The sequence below is a fragment of the Nocardioides sp. LML1-1-1.1 genome, from assembly GCF_040676175.1.
Classification (GTDB): Bacteria; Actinomycetota; Actinomycetes; order Propionibacteriales; family Nocardioidaceae; genus Nocardioides.
In genome coordinates this window covers 598,887-611,174 of the sequence record NZ_JBEGHK010000003.1, presented here as the reverse complement: position 1 = coordinate 611,174, position 12,288 = coordinate 598,887, and the positions used below count along the sequence as shown (strand labels likewise).

Annotated in this window: 14 protein-coding genes; 8 read left to right on the top strand and 6 right to left on the bottom strand. The window is 72.7% G+C overall.

From position 1 onward, the window contains the following. Positions 1–21 precede the first annotated feature (21 nt). Complete coding sequence (locus MRBLML1_RS14130; protein WP_364516910.1) at positions 22–1,173, top strand: acyl-CoA dehydrogenase family protein; 1,152 nt, start codon at positions 22–24, stop codon at positions 1,171–1,173. Positions 1,174–1,203: 30 nt separating this feature from the next. Here the strand turns inward: MRBLML1_RS14130 and MRBLML1_RS14125 are convergent, their stop codons facing one another. After that, positions 1,204–1,590, bottom strand: a complete 387-nt coding sequence (locus MRBLML1_RS14125) for a hypothetical protein (protein ID WP_364516908.1) — start codon at positions 1,588–1,590, stop codon at positions 1,204–1,206. Positions 1,591–1,594: 4 nt separating this feature from the next. Then, on the bottom strand, positions 1,595–2,122 hold the full coding sequence (locus tag MRBLML1_RS14120) for a YbhB/YbcL family Raf kinase inhibitor-like protein (protein ID WP_364516906.1): 528 nt from the start codon (positions 2,120–2,122) through the stop codon (positions 1,595–1,597). 70 nt (positions 2,123–2,192) lie between these two features. On the opposite strand from MRBLML1_RS14120, the gene cobA reads away from it, so the two are divergent. The 4 genes from cobA to MRBLML1_RS14100 all read left to right on the top strand — a co-directional run bounded on the left by cobA (position 2,193) and on the right by MRBLML1_RS14100 (position 5,908). After that, positions 2,193–3,419 (top strand): uroporphyrinogen-III C-methyltransferase, encoded by a 1,227-nt coding sequence (cobA, locus tag MRBLML1_RS14115; protein ID WP_364516904.1) that lies wholly within the window; start codon positions 2,193–2,195, stop codon positions 3,417–3,419. A gap of 1 nt (position 3,420) precedes the next feature. Further along, entirely contained in the window at positions 3,421–4,224 is an 804-nt protein-coding gene (locus tag MRBLML1_RS14110) for a TrmH family RNA methyltransferase (protein ID WP_364516902.1), read from the top strand. A gap of 98 nt (positions 4,225–4,322) precedes the next feature. Next, entirely contained in the window at positions 4,323–5,423 is a 1,101-nt protein-coding gene (locus MRBLML1_RS14105; RefSeq protein ID WP_364516900.1) for a dihydrodipicolinate reductase, read from the top strand. Next, complete coding sequence (locus tag MRBLML1_RS14100; protein WP_364516898.1) at positions 5,423–5,908, top strand: carboxymuconolactone decarboxylase family protein; 486 nt, start codon at positions 5,423–5,425, stop codon at positions 5,906–5,908. Before MRBLML1_RS14105 ends, MRBLML1_RS14100 begins: the two co-directional genes overlap by 1 nt. Before the next feature lie 7 nt (positions 5,909–5,915). Here MRBLML1_RS14100 and MRBLML1_RS14095 read toward each other — a convergent pair whose 3' ends face one another. Together MRBLML1_RS14095 and def are read right to left on the bottom strand one after the other, a co-directional pair. Continuing rightward, entirely contained in the window at positions 5,916–6,827 is a 912-nt protein-coding gene (locus tag MRBLML1_RS14095) for an alpha/beta hydrolase (RefSeq protein WP_364516896.1), read from the bottom strand. Between the two features lie 28 nt (positions 6,828–6,855). Continuing rightward, positions 6,856–7,440 (bottom strand): peptide deformylase, encoded by a 585-nt coding sequence (def, locus tag MRBLML1_RS14090; protein ID WP_364516894.1) that lies wholly within the window; start codon positions 7,438–7,440, stop codon positions 6,856–6,858. An 83-nt stretch (positions 7,441–7,523) separates the two neighbouring features. On the opposite strand from def, the gene MRBLML1_RS14085 reads away from it, so the two are divergent. Together MRBLML1_RS14085 and MRBLML1_RS14080 are read left to right on the top strand one after the other, a co-directional pair. After that, the gene (locus MRBLML1_RS14085; RefSeq protein WP_364516891.1) at positions 7,524–8,888 is read left to right on the top strand and encodes an acyl-CoA dehydrogenase family protein; all 1,365 of its coding nucleotides are present in this window, start codon (positions 7,524–7,526) and stop codon (positions 8,886–8,888) included. Next, entirely contained in the window at positions 8,888–10,102 is a 1,215-nt protein-coding gene (locus MRBLML1_RS14080; protein WP_364516889.1) for an acyl-CoA dehydrogenase family protein, read from the top strand. Before MRBLML1_RS14085 ends, MRBLML1_RS14080 begins: the two co-directional genes overlap by 1 nt. On the opposite strand, the gene MRBLML1_RS14075 is transcribed toward MRBLML1_RS14080, so the two are convergent. Further along, positions 10,095–11,111, bottom strand: a complete 1,017-nt coding sequence (locus tag MRBLML1_RS14075; RefSeq protein WP_364516887.1) for a galactokinase — start codon at positions 11,109–11,111, stop codon at positions 10,095–10,097. The two genes, MRBLML1_RS14080 and MRBLML1_RS14075, sit on opposite strands and share 8 nt — an antisense overlap. A 32-nt stretch (positions 11,112–11,143) precedes the next feature. Here MRBLML1_RS14075 and MRBLML1_RS14070 point away from each other — a divergent pair, with 32 nt between their 5' ends. Next, positions 11,144–11,689, top strand: a complete 546-nt coding sequence (locus MRBLML1_RS14070; protein WP_364516885.1) for a nucleosidase — start codon at positions 11,144–11,146, stop codon at positions 11,687–11,689. Here the strand turns inward: MRBLML1_RS14070 and MRBLML1_RS14065 are convergent. Beyond that, positions 11,686–12,279, bottom strand: coding sequence for a LysR substrate-binding domain-containing protein (locus MRBLML1_RS14065; protein WP_364516883.1), 594 nt, complete (start codon positions 12,277–12,279; stop codon positions 11,686–11,688). The two genes, MRBLML1_RS14070 and MRBLML1_RS14065, sit on opposite strands and share 4 nt — an antisense overlap. Positions 12,280–12,288: the final 9 nt, after the last annotated feature.

Here is a 12,288-nt window from a genome sequence, read left to right as displayed (position 1 = left end):
CCGCGGTGGCAGCATGAGCCCATGCGCCGCACTGTGTTCAACGAGGACCACGAGGACTTCCGCCGCACGATCCGCTCCTTCCTGGAGTCGGAGGTGCTGCCCCACTACCAGGAGTGGTACGACGCGGGGCAGGTCTCCCGCGAGCTCTACAAGAAGGTCGGGGACCTCGGCGTCTTCGGCATCGAGGTGCCCGAGGAGTACGGCGGCGCCGGCATCGAGTCCTTCAAGTTCTCCGCGATCCTGACCGAGGAGTGCGCCCGGGCCGGCGTCAACCTCGGCGGCTCCGGCGTGCACGTCGAGCTCTGCCTGCCCTACCTGCTCAAGCTCGCGACACCCGAGCAGCTCCGGCGCTGGATGCCCGGCTTCGTCGCCGGTGAGGAGATGTGGGCGATCGCGATGACCGAGCCGGGCACCGGCTCCGACCTCGCGGGCATGCAGACCACCGCCAAGCGCGACGGCGACCACTACGTCCTCAACGGCGCGAAGACCTTCATCACCGGCGGCGTGCTCGCCGACCGGGTCATCGTCTGCGCCCGGACCTCGCCGCCCTTGGAGAACAACCGCCGCTTCGGGATCTCGCTGCTGGCCGTCGACACGAAGTCCGAGGGCTGGGCCGTGGGCCGCAAGCTCGACAAGCTGGGGCTGCGGACCTCCGACACGGCGGAGCTGTCGTTCACCGACGTACGGGTGCCGGTGGAGGACCTGCTCGGCGAGGAGGACGAGGGCTTCTCCTACCTCGGCCAGAACCTTCCGCAGGAGCGCCTCGGCATCGCGGTGGGCGCCTACGCGCAGGCCGCGGCCGCGATCCGGTTCACGAAAGCCTACGTCGAGGAGCGCAAGGTCTTCGGCACCACGGTGGCGTCCTTCCAGAACACCAAGTTCGAGCTCGCCGGCTGCCAGTCCGAGGTGGACGCCGCGCAGGCCGTCGTCGACCGGGCCCTGGAGGCCCACGACCTCGGCGAGCTGACGGCGGTCGACGCGGCCTCGGCCAAGCTGTTCTGCACCGAGGTCGCCGGCCGGGTGATCGACCGGTGCCTGCAGCTGCACGGCGGCTACGGCTACATGAACGAGTACCCCATCGCCCGCCTGTACGCCGACACCCGGGTGACCCGGATCTACGGCGGCACCTCCGAGGTGATGAAGCTGATCATCGCCAAGTCGATGGGGCTCTGAACCGCGGGAGCAGGTCAGGAACCCCGCCGGTCAGTACGCCGAGAACGGCCCACCCTCGTCGTAGCGGACCGGTACGCCGTCCAGGCAGGTCGGGCGGTCGGCGGGCAGGGCCGAGCCCCGGGGGACCAGGGCGACCACGGCCCAGGCCTCCCCGCCGGTGGTCGTCTCCGCGGGGTCGGTGGCCTGCGGCAGTGCGGACGACGGTGCACCGTCGGCGCGTCCCAGGCCCGCGGCGCTCAGCACGCCCTCGGACAACGGGTAGCGCTCGAGCAGCGCGTCCCGCGCGTCCTCGGCCTGCTCGTAGGTCGCGGGCCCGCACGACCCGGCGCCCTCGCCGTCGTCACCTGCGGTGTCGTCCGCGCCGCCGCAGGCGGTCAGGGTGAGTGCGCCGGCGAGGCCGGCCAGCCAGGCCCGCACGGCCCTAGTGCTGGTAGGTGCCGTGCAGGATGGCGCGGCCCAGCGTCTTGAACGCCAGGTTGAACGACACCACGGCGGGCGAGGCGTCGGAGTCGACGCCGAGCGTGGCCTCGCGCACGGCGTGCACCACGAAGTAGTAGCGGTGCACCTGGTCGCCCTCGGGCGGCGCGGCGCCCATGAACGCCTTCGGGCCGCCGTCGTTGCGGCAGTGGAAGGCGCCGCCCGGCAGGCTCGCGCCCTCCGCGCCGGCGCCCGCGTCGAGCGAGGTCACGTCGGCCGGTACGTCGACCAGCACCCAGTGCCAGAAGCCGCTCGGGGTGGGGGCGTCGGGGTCGAAGCAGGTCACGACGTACGACTGCGTGCCCTCGGGTCCGGGCTCCCACGACAGCTGCGGCGAGGTGTTGCCGAGGTCGGCGACCTGGTCGTCCTTCAGGGGCTGGCCGTCGGTGACGTCGGCGCTGGTGACCGCGAAGGAGGGCACGGCGGGCAGGAGGGGGTACGGGTCCGGGCTGACGGGGCGATCGAGACTCATGTCACCGAACCTAGTCCGCTCCGTGAACCCGTGTCAGTGGCCGCCGGGGGCATGTCGGGAGAATGTCCGGGTGAGTGACTTCCCGCCGTACCCCTCCGGTCTGCGTCTGGCCGGGCGCCGCGTGCTCGTCGTCGGTGGCGGGCACGTCGCCCAGCGGCGGGTGCCGCAGCTGATCGCGGTGGGTGCCGACGTGCACGTGGTGTCGCCGGTGGTCACGCCCGCCATCGAGGGCCTGGTCGGGTCGGGCGAGATCACCTGGCACGAGCGGCCGTTCGCGGACGCCGACCTCGACGGCAGCTGGTACGTCGTGGCGGTCACCGACGACCGCGCCGTCAACGACCACGTCTCCGACCTGTGCGAGGCACAGCGGATCTTCTGCGTGCGCTCCGACGACGCGACCCTCGGCACGGCGTGGACGCCCGCGATCGGCCGCGAGGCGGGGATCACCGTCGCCGTCGTCGGCAACCGCGACCCGCGTCGCTCCGCCGCGGTGCGCGACGAGATCGTCGCCGGGCTGCGTGACGGCACCATCGCCGCGCCCCACCACCGGGAGCGCACCGCCGGGGTGACCCTCGTCGGCGGCGGCCCGGGCGACCCGGAGCTGATCTCGATCGCGGGGCGCAAGGCGCTGATGTCGGCCGACGTGGTCGTCGCGGACCGGCTCGCGCCGCGCGAGCTGCTCGGCGACCTGCCCAGCGACGTCGAGCTGGTCGACGTGGCCAAGCTGCCGCGCGGCCGCTCGGCCATGCAGGAGGAGATCAACCGGGTGATCGTCGACCGGGCGCTGGCCGGCAAGCGCGTCGTCCGGTTCAAGGGCGGCGACAACTTCGTGTTCGGCCGGGGCTACGAGGAGATCATCGCGTGCCGGGAGGCCGGCGTACCGGTCACCGTGATCCCGGGCCTCACCTCACCTGTCTCCGTCCCGGGCATCGCCGGCATCCCGGTCACGCACCGCGGTGTGACCCACGAGTTCACCGTCGTCTCCGGGCACCTGCCGCCCGGCCACCCGGAGGCGCTGGTCAACTACGACGCGCTCGCCCAGATGCAGGGCACGGTCGTGGTGATGATGGGTGTCGAGAACGCCCCGCACATCGCCGCCGCCCTGGTCGCCGGCGGCCGCGACGCCGGTACGCCGGTCGCCGTGGTCTGCGACGGCACGATGCCCACCCAGCGCACCGTCCTCGCCACCCTCGGCACGCTCGCCGACCGGCTCGTCGAGGAGTCGGTCAAGCCGCCCGCGATCATCGTCGTCGGTGACGTGGTGGCCGTCGCCCACCCCGACGCGTTCCCGGGCTGACGTGGCCGAGCTCGTCGAGATCACCTCAGCCGGCGACCCCCGGCTGGCGGACTACCGCGACCTGCGCGACGTCGAGCTCCGCAAGCACCTCGAGGCCGAGCACGGGCTCTTCCTGGCCGAGGGGGAGAAGGTCGTGCGCCGGGCCCTGGAGGCGGGCTTCACCGCTCGCTCGTTCCTGATGGCGCCGCGCTGGCTCGACGGCCTCGCCGACGTCCTCGACCGCTCCGACGCGCCCTGCTACGTGCTCTCCGAGTCGCTCGCCGAGGAGGTCACCGGCTTCCACGTGCACCGCGGCGCCCTCGCCTCGCTGGAGCGCCGGCCGCTGCCGTCCGTCGACGCGGTGCTCGACGGTGCTCGCTCCGTGCTCGTGCTGGAGGACCTCGTCGACCACACCAACGTCGGCGCCATCCTCCGCTCCGGCGCCGCCCTCGGATTCGACGCCGTGCTCCTCGCGCCCCGCTGCGCCGACCCGCTCTACCGTCGGGCCATCAAGGTCGCGATGGGCGCGGTCTTCTCCCTGCCCTGGACCCGCCTGCCCGACTGGTACGACGCACTGCCCGCGCTCAGCGCCCGCGGCTACACCACCGTCGCCCTCACGCTGGCGCCGGACGCCGTACCGATCTCGGAGGCGGTGGCCGGCCTCGACCGGGTCGCGCTCGTCCTCGGCTCCGAGGGCCACGGTCTCTCCCCGCGCTGGGAGCAGTCGGCCGACCGCCGGGCGATCATCCCGATGACGGCTGGCATCGACTCGCTGAACGTCGCCGCCGCGACCGCCGTCGCCTGCTACGTCACATCACAGCGCTAGCCACGTCCGCCTCACCGGAGGTCGCTGACGAGAGCCCTCTCGAAATCGGACACGCTGTCGCACTACCGCCGCGCCGGTTCCCGTCCTAGTCTCCCTGCATGGCGAACGAGAACACGTTCTACCCGATTCCCGTGGTGGTCTGGGGGACCGGCAACATGGGGCGTGCCTCGATCCGCGCGGTCGTGGCGCACCCCGGGCTGCGGCTCGGCGCGGTCGTCGTCAACGACGAGGCCAAGGCCGGGCGGGACGCCGGGGACCTCGCCGGCCTCGGCCGGGACACCGGGATCCGCGCCACCACCGACGTCGAGGCGGCACTGGCCACGCTCGACGGCGCAGGAGCAGTGGCCTACGCCGCGTCCGGGGAGCTGCGGCCGGACGAGGCGGCGGCGGACATCGCCCGTGCGCTCGCCGGCGGCGCGTGCGTGGTGACCCCGTCGGTCTACGCGCTCTACGACCACCGCAGCGCCCCGGCGGAGCTGCGCGACCCGCTGGAGCGGGCCTGCAAGGACGGCGAGGCGGCGCTCTTCGTCAGCGGGATCGACCCGGGCTGGGGCAACGACCTGCTGCCCGCGCTGATCAGCGGCCTGGCGTCGGAGGTGGAGCAGGTGCGCTGCCAGGAGATCTTCGACTACTCGACGTACGACGCCGAGGACTCCGTCCGCTTCATCGTGGGCATGGGCCAGCCGATGGACTACGAGCCGCCGATGGTCGCGGCCGGCATCCCGTCGATGGTCTGGGGCGGCCAGGTGCGGCTGGTCGCGCGGGCGCTCGGCGTGGAGGTGGACGAGCTGCGCGAGAGCGTGGAGCGCCGCGCCCTCGACGCGCCCGTGACCACCGCGCTCGGTGACTTCGAGGCCGGCACCCAGGGCGCGCTGCGCTTCGAGGTGCAGGGCATCGTGCGCGGGGAGCCGCGGATCGTCGTCGAGCACGTCACCCGGATCACCGGCGACGTGGCGCCGGACTGGCCGGTGCCACCCGACGGCGGCGACGGGGCGCACCGGGTGGTCATCGAGGGCCGCCCGCGGATCGAGGTCAACGTGGAGGCCACCGACGAGGGCGGCAACCGCGCCGCCGGTGGCAACGCCACCGCCGCCAACCGGTTGGTCAACGCCATCCCGTGGCTGCGCACCGCCACCCCCGGCCTGTACGACGGCCTCGACGTCCCGCTCCTCCCGAGCGCCTACCTCAAGGAGTCCTGATGTTCCTGGAGATCCCCGAGGGCAAGGACCCGATCCTCCACGTCTGGGGCGAGCTGGTGCCCGGCATCGGCCCGGCGGCGTCCGCGCTGGCGATGAGCGTCTACGAGCACAGCACGCTCGGGCTGCGCGAGTTCGAGGCGGCTCGGCTGCGGATCGCCCAGGTCAACGGCTGCCTGTTCTGCCAGGACTGGCGCACCGAGCGCGACGGGCAGAAGGTCGAGGACGGCTTCGACGAGGCGGTGGCCGAGTGGCGCACCACCCGTGCGTTCGACGAGCGCACCCGCCTCGCCGCCGAGTACGCCGAGCGCTACGCCCTCGACCACCACGGCATCGACGACGGGTTCTGGCAGCGGATGCGCACCCACTACACCGACCGCGAGATCGTCGAGCTCTCGATGTGCCTGGGCTCGTGGCTGGCCTTCGGCCGGCTCAACCGTGTGCTGGGCCTGGACGCGGCGTGCGTCCTGCCCAGCCACGTCGGCTAGGCCGGGGTCAGCGCAGCAGCTCGCCGAAGCGCGCGATCGTCTCGTCGATCGCACGCTGGCAGGCCGGCGACCACGGACCCATGTCGAAGAACCCGTGGATCAGCCCCGGGTACGTCGTCTGGTGCACCGGCACGCCCGCGGCGGCCAGCGCGTCGGCGTAGGCGATGCCTTCGTCACGCAGCGGGTCGTACTCGGCGGTGACCACGACCGCGGGCGGCTGCCCGGCGAGCTCGCCGTGCAGCGGCGAGATCTTCGGGTCGGCGAGGTCGGAGGCGGTGTCGGCGTAGTGGCCGATGAACCAGATCAGGGTGGGCTGGTCGAGGAAGTAGCCGGTGGCGTTCTCCTCGCGGGAGGCGTACTCGCCGAGCACGTCGGTCGCGGGGTAGACCAGCAGCTGCGCGGCGATGCCGGGCACGTGCTGGGCGGCGACGGCGGACAGGTTGCCTCCGGCCGAGTCGCCGGCCACGGCGAGGACCTCGCTGCCGCCGTACTCGGACAGCCGGGACTGGACGTCACGCACGGCGGCGATGGCGTCCTCGGCGGCGGCCGGGAACTTCGCCTCGGGCGCGAGCCGGTAGTCGACCGCGACCACGACCGCCTGCGCGCCGGCCGCGATCGAGCGGGCCATGGCGGCGTGGGTGTCGAGGTCGCCGATCACGAAGCCGCCGCCGTGCAGCAGCACGACGGTCGGGAACGGGCCGTCGCCGTGGGGGCGGTAGACCCGCGCGGGCAGCGCGCCCTCGGCGCCGGCCACGGTCGTGTCCTCGACGGAGGCGACCTCGGCGAGGGTGCCGGGCGGACGGAAGTCCACGGTCAGCTTGCGGAAGGAGTCGCGCGCCTCGGCGGGCGAGAGGGAGTGCAGCGGGGTCCCGGCCTCGATCAGCTGGAGGAGCGGGACGAGCTCGGCTTCGACGGACATGTCCGCAACCTAGCCCAGGGCACGGAGCTCAGGCGGGCCAGTCCGCGGGGTACTCCTCGGTGGCCGCGTCGTGCTGCTTCCTCAGCTTCTTCATCGCCTTGGCCGAGACCCGGTCGCCGAAGACGGTGCCGAGGGTGTGGTCGGTCTCGTGCTGCAGGCACTTGGCGAGCAGCCCGTCACCCTCGAAGCGCACCGGCTGCCCGTCGAGCCCGACGCCGGTGACGGCCGCGAAGTCCGGGCGCGCGCAGTCGACGAAGGCGCCCGGGAACGACAGGCAGCCCTCGGGGCTGTCGTCGAGGACCCGGTCCTTGCCCTCGGGCAGGTGCAGCTCGGGGTTGCAGACCAGGCCGACCACCCGCTGGCCGGCCTCGTCGGGGCAGTCGAAGACGAACATCGCGACGTCCTCGCCGATCTGGCAGGCGGCCAGGCCGACGCCCTCGGCGGCGTACATCGTGGCGACCATGTCGGCCGCGAGCGCGCGCAGGGCGTCGTCGAAGACGGTGACCTTCTGCTGCGGACGGTGCATGACGGGCGTGCCCCACCGGGTCATCGGGCGGACCGCACCGCCGCGGGGGAGCGGACCGTGGGGCGCGAGCGGGGTCTCGTCGGTCATGCGGGGAATCCTAGAGAAGCAGATCACACACTGATGTCACCCAGGGTGTAGCGCAATGTGTAACTCACAGTTACATTTGACCCATGTCCTTGATCAGCAACCTCAAGCCGGGCGGCAAGCACGGGGTTCCGAGCACCGAGAGCCGAGACCCCATCGGCTACCTGGTCGCCGGCCTCAACCGGCTCGCCCAGACCGACCTCCTCGACAAGGTCCGCCTCCGCAAGCCCACCGAGCAGGCCGTCTTCTCGGTCACCCGGACCGGTTTCAAGACGATCACCAACGCCAGCCGGACCTTCTCCAAGGCCGGCAAGAAGGGCCAGCCGGGCACCCGCCCGACGCCCGCGGCGGCCAGCGGGGTCTTCGACCTGACTCCCGGTGAGGACGAGCAGATGCTCGTCGACGTGGTCTCCGAGTTCGCCGAGGAGGTCGTGCGTCCGGCCGCCTTCGAGGCCGACAAGGCCTGCGCCGCGCCCGACAGCCTGCTCAAGGCCAGCCTCGAGATCGGTCTGCCGATCCTCGGCGTGCCGGAGTCGCTCGGCGGCGTCTCCGAGGAGCGCTCCGCGATGGCCGGCACGCTCGTCGCCGAGGCGCTCGCCAAGGGCGACATGGGCCTGGCCGTCGCCACCCTGGCACCCGGCTCGGTCGCGACCGCGATCGGCCTGTGGGGCACCGACGCACAGCAGCAGACCTACCTGCCGGCGTTCACCGGCGACGAGGTCCCCGCCGCTGCGCTCGCGCTCAACGAGCCGACCGTCCTGTTCGACGTGCTCAACCCGTCGACCACGGCCAAGAAGTCCGGCGACGGCTACGTCCTCAACGGCACCAAGAGCGTGGTCGCCCGCGGCGACAGCGCCGAGCTGTTCATCGTCGGCGCCCAGCTCGACGGCAAGCCGGTCCTGTTCCTCGTCGAGTCCTCGACCGAGGGCCTGAGCATCGAGGGCGACCCGGCGATGGGCGTGCGCGCCGCCTCGCTGACCAAGCTCGTCCTCGAGGACGTCAAGGTCCCCGCGGACGCCGTCCTCGGTGAGACCGACGGCTCGACGTACGCCGAGTGCGTGCGCCTCTCGCGCCTCGCCTGGTGCGCGCTCGCCGTCGGCACCGGCCAGGCCGTGCTCGACTACGTCACGCCCTACGTCAAGGAGCGCCAGGCCTTCGGCGAGCCGATCGCCAACCGCCAGTCGGTGGCCTTCATGGTCGCCAACATCGCGATCGAGCTGCAGGGCATGCGCCTGCTCACCTACCGCGCGGCCTCCCGCGCCGCGGCAGGCAAGGACTTCTCCCGCGAGGTCGCACTGGCCCGCAAGGCGTGCACCGACAAGGGCATGCAGATCGGCCTCGACGGCGTCCAGCTGCTCGGTGGTCACGGATTCGTCAAGGAGCACCCGGTGGAGCGGTGGTACCGCGACCTGCGTGCGATCGGCATCATGGAAGGGACGGTGCTGGTCTGATGGCCATCAACCTCGAAGTTCCGAAGAAGCACCGGGCCCTGATCGACCAGGCCCACCAGGTCGCGATGAACATGCTGCGACCGATCTCCCGCAAGTACGACATCGCCGAGCACGAGTATCCCAAGGAGCTCGACATGCTCGCGGCGATGATCGACGGGCTCTCCGAGTCCGGTGCGAGCGAGGGCGCGGGCGCCACGGGCGTGCGCCGCGACAGCGACGAGTCCGACAAGACCGTCAAGAACGGCTCGAACCTCGCCTCGGTGACCTCGGTCGCCGAGATGTGCTGGGGCGACACCGGCCTGCTGCTGTCGATGCCCCGCCAGGGCCTCGGCAACTCGGCCATCGCCTCGGTCGCCAACGACGAGCAGCTCGAGCGGTTCAAGGGCAAGTGGGCCTCGATGGCGATCACCGAGCCGTCGTTCGGCTCGGACTCGGCCGCCATCTCGACGACCGCGGTCCTCGACGGCGACGAGTACGTCATCAACGGCGAGAAGATCTTCGTCACCTCCGGCGAGCGCTCCGACTGCATCGTGGTGTGGGCGACCCTGGACAAGTCCCTCGGCCGTGCGGCGATCAAGTCGTTCGTGGTCGAGAAGGGCACGCCCGGCGTGAAGGTCGAGCGGCTGGAGGAGAAGCTCGGCATCCGGGCCTCCGACACCGCGGTGATCACCTTCACCGACGCCCGGGTGTCGAAGGAGAACCTCCTCGGCTCGCCGGAGATCAACGTCGAGCAGGGCTTCGCCGGCGCGATGGCCACCTTCGACAACACCCGGCCGCTGGTCGCCGCGATGGCCGTGGGCTGTGCCCGCGCCTCGCTCGACCTGACCCGTGACCTGCTGCGCGAGGCCGGTGTCGAGGTCGACTACGACAAGCCGGCCCTGCTGCAGTCCGCCGCCGCGGCGAAGTTCCTCCAGCTGGAGGCCGACTGGGAGGCCGGGCGCCTGCTCACCCTCCAGGCCGCGTGGATGGCCGACAACCGCAAGCCGAACTCGCTCGAGGCCTCGATGGCCAAGGCGAAGGCCGGCCGGGTCGGCTCCGACGTGACGCTCTCCTGCGTGGAGCTGTGCGCGTCGGTGGGCTACGCCGAGGAGGAGCTGCTCGAGAAGTGGGCCCGCGACTCCAAGATCCTCGACATCTTCGAGGGCACCCAGCAGATCCAGCAGCTCATCGTGGCGCGCCGGCTCCTGGGACTCTCGAGCGCCGAGCTCAAGTGATCGACCGGGCTCCCTCGGCCGGCACCACCTGGTGGTGCACCGGCCGGGGGAGTCCCGCCGCCGCGTAGGCCGCGTCGATGTCGTTGCGTACGACGCCGGCGCGGCCTTCGTGCACCAAGGAGATCGCGCAGCCGCCGAACCCGCCGCCGGTCATCCGCGCCCCCAGGGCCCCGGCCTCCAGCGCCGCCTCGACGGTCAGGTCGAGCTCACGGACCGACACCTCGTAGTCGTCGCGCAGCGAGACGTGCGAGGCCGTCAGCAGCGTGCCGACGCCCGTCCAGTCGCCCGCCTCGACGGCGGCGACGGTCGCCCGCACCCGCTCGTTCTCGGTGCGCACGTGCCGCACCCGGTTCGGCATGCCGGCCTCCGCCTCGGCCCTCCGCTGGGCGTAGCCGCCGTCGCCGTCGGCGAGCGCGTGCCGCACCCCGGTGTCGGTGACCAGGATCGTCAGCCCGGCCGCGGCGAGGTCGAGGGGGACGTTCGTCGCCACCGGTGCCGTCGGGTCAGCGAAGTCGATGAGCACGCCGTGCCCGGGCGTGGCGAGCATGCTGGCGAGCTGGTCGACGCCGCCGGTGGGTGCGCCGACGTACTCCGTCTCGGCGCGGCGGCACGCCTCCGCGACGGCCCGCCGGTCGAGCGGCTCGCCCAGCAGCCCGCCCACCGCCACGGCGACCGAGCACTCCAGCGCCGCGCTGCTGGACAGGCCGCCGCCGAGCGGGATGGTCGAGGTGAGCGCGATGTCGAGGCCGGGGACGTCCCAGCCGGACTCCGTCAGCGCCCACAGCACCCCGGCGACGTACGACGCCCAGCCGGTGGGCTTCTCGCCCAGCGTGCCCTCCCACGGCTCCCCGCTGTCGCTGGTGACGCGCAGCCGCCGGTCCTCGCGCGCGGTGACGGTCGCGGTGGTCGCCAGCGGGATCGCGAACGGCAGGCACAACCCTCGGTTGTAGTCGGTGTGCTCGCCGATCAGGTTGACCCGGCCGGGGGCGACGGCGCGCGCGGTGCTCATCGGTCCATCCTCGCCCAGATAGGTTGGCGCCCGTGCCCCGCGTCCTCGTCGTGTCCGCCACCGCCGCCGAGGCGGCCCACCTGCCCGCCGGCACCGACCTCCTGGTCACCGGGATCGGCAAGACCGCGGCGGCCACCGCGCTGGCACGCCGGCTGGCGTCGTACGACGACCTGGGGGACCTCACCGTGGTCAACATCGGCACCGCGGGGGCGCTGCACGACCACGTGGAGGGCCTGTTCGAGGTCGGTACGGTCCTCAACCACGACATCAACGCGGACGCGATCCGCGCGCTCGGCTACGACCCGCGCGAACACCTGACCGTCGGCGCCGCGGAGACCGTGCTGGCGACCGGCGACGTGTTCGTGACCGATCCGCTGGTGCGCGCCCGGCTGGCCGAGCGGGCCCAGCTGGTCGACATGGAGGGCTACGCCGTCGCCTACGTCGCCGCGGAGTTCGGCGTCCCCGTGCGGCTGGTCAAGCACGTCTCCGACAACGCCGACGAGGGCGCGGTCGAGTGGGCCTCCCTCGTCGACCGCAGCGCCCGGGCGCTCGGGGAGTGGGCCGCGAACGAGCTCTAGCGACTGCTGCTCGCCTTCCGGCCGCGGACGACGCCGACGAAGTCCTGGTGGACGGGGCTGTCCGCGTCGCGCAGCCAGAGCAGGGCGATCGTGGTCGGGGGCAGGTCGACGACCCGGGTCACCACGTCCTTGCGGTGGTGCAGGCGGGCGACCGACATCGGTACGACGACGATGCCCGTCCCGGACGCGGCGACCTCGATCGCGTCCTTGGCCGACATGGCCGGGAAGGTGAGCTGGTCGGCGTCCGGCGACCAGCCCGACGGGTGCGGCAGGACGAGCTGGTCCTCGCTGAGGTCGGCCGGGTCGACCACGTCCTGCTCGTCGAGGGCGGCCACGACGTGCTCGCGGCTGGCGACGACGACCGGCAGCTCGTCGTACAGCCGGACGCAGTGCAGGGGAGTGGGCCGGTCGAGGTCGACGGGCAACCGGGCGAGGACCAGGTCCGCCGTACCGTCGTCGAGGACGGCGCGCTGCTCGGCCTCCTCGACGAGACGCAGGTCCAGCGGGAGCCGGGGGTGCCGCTCCCGCCACACCCGCGCCCACTTGTCCGGGGTCGCACCGGGGACGAACGCCACGCGCAGCTGGTCCATGGCCCCAGC

What these genes read in the sequence shown, in the direction of transcription:
- MRBLML1_RS14105 (WP_364516900.1), top strand. Translation starts at nt 4,323, where the DNA reads ATGGCGAACGAGAACACGTTCTACCCGATTCCCGTGGTGGTCTGGGGG.
- MRBLML1_RS14120 (WP_364516906.1), bottom strand. Translation starts at nt 2,122, where the DNA reads ATGAGTCTCGATCGCCCCGTCAGCCCGGACCCGTACCCCCTCCTGCCC.
- MRBLML1_RS14075 (WP_364516887.1), bottom strand. Translation starts at nt 11,111, where the DNA reads ATGAGCACCGCGCGCGCCGTCGCCCCCGGCCGGGTCAACCTGATCGGC.
- MRBLML1_RS14095 (WP_364516896.1), bottom strand. Translation starts at nt 6,827, where the DNA reads ATGTCCGTCGAAGCCGAGCTCGTCCCGCTCCTCCAGCTGATCGAGGCC.
- def (WP_364516894.1), bottom strand. Translation starts at nt 7,440, where the DNA reads ATGACCGACGAGACCCCGCTCGCGCCCCACGGTCCGCTCCCCCGCGGC.
- MRBLML1_RS14085 (WP_364516891.1), top strand. Translation starts at nt 7,524, where the DNA reads ATGTCCTTGATCAGCAACCTCAAGCCGGGCGGCAAGCACGGGGTTCCG.
- MRBLML1_RS14080 (WP_364516889.1), top strand. Translation starts at nt 8,888, where the DNA reads ATGGCCATCAACCTCGAAGTTCCGAAGAAGCACCGGGCCCTGATCGAC.
- MRBLML1_RS14065 (WP_364516883.1), bottom strand. Translation starts at nt 12,279, where the DNA reads ATGGACCAGCTGCGCGTGGCGTTCGTCCCCGGTGCGACCCCGGACAAG.
- MRBLML1_RS14100 (WP_364516898.1), top strand. Translation starts at nt 5,423, where the DNA reads ATGTTCCTGGAGATCCCCGAGGGCAAGGACCCGATCCTCCACGTCTGG.
- MRBLML1_RS14130 (WP_364516910.1), top strand. Translation starts at nt 22, where the DNA reads ATGCGCCGCACTGTGTTCAACGAGGACCACGAGGACTTCCGCCGCACG.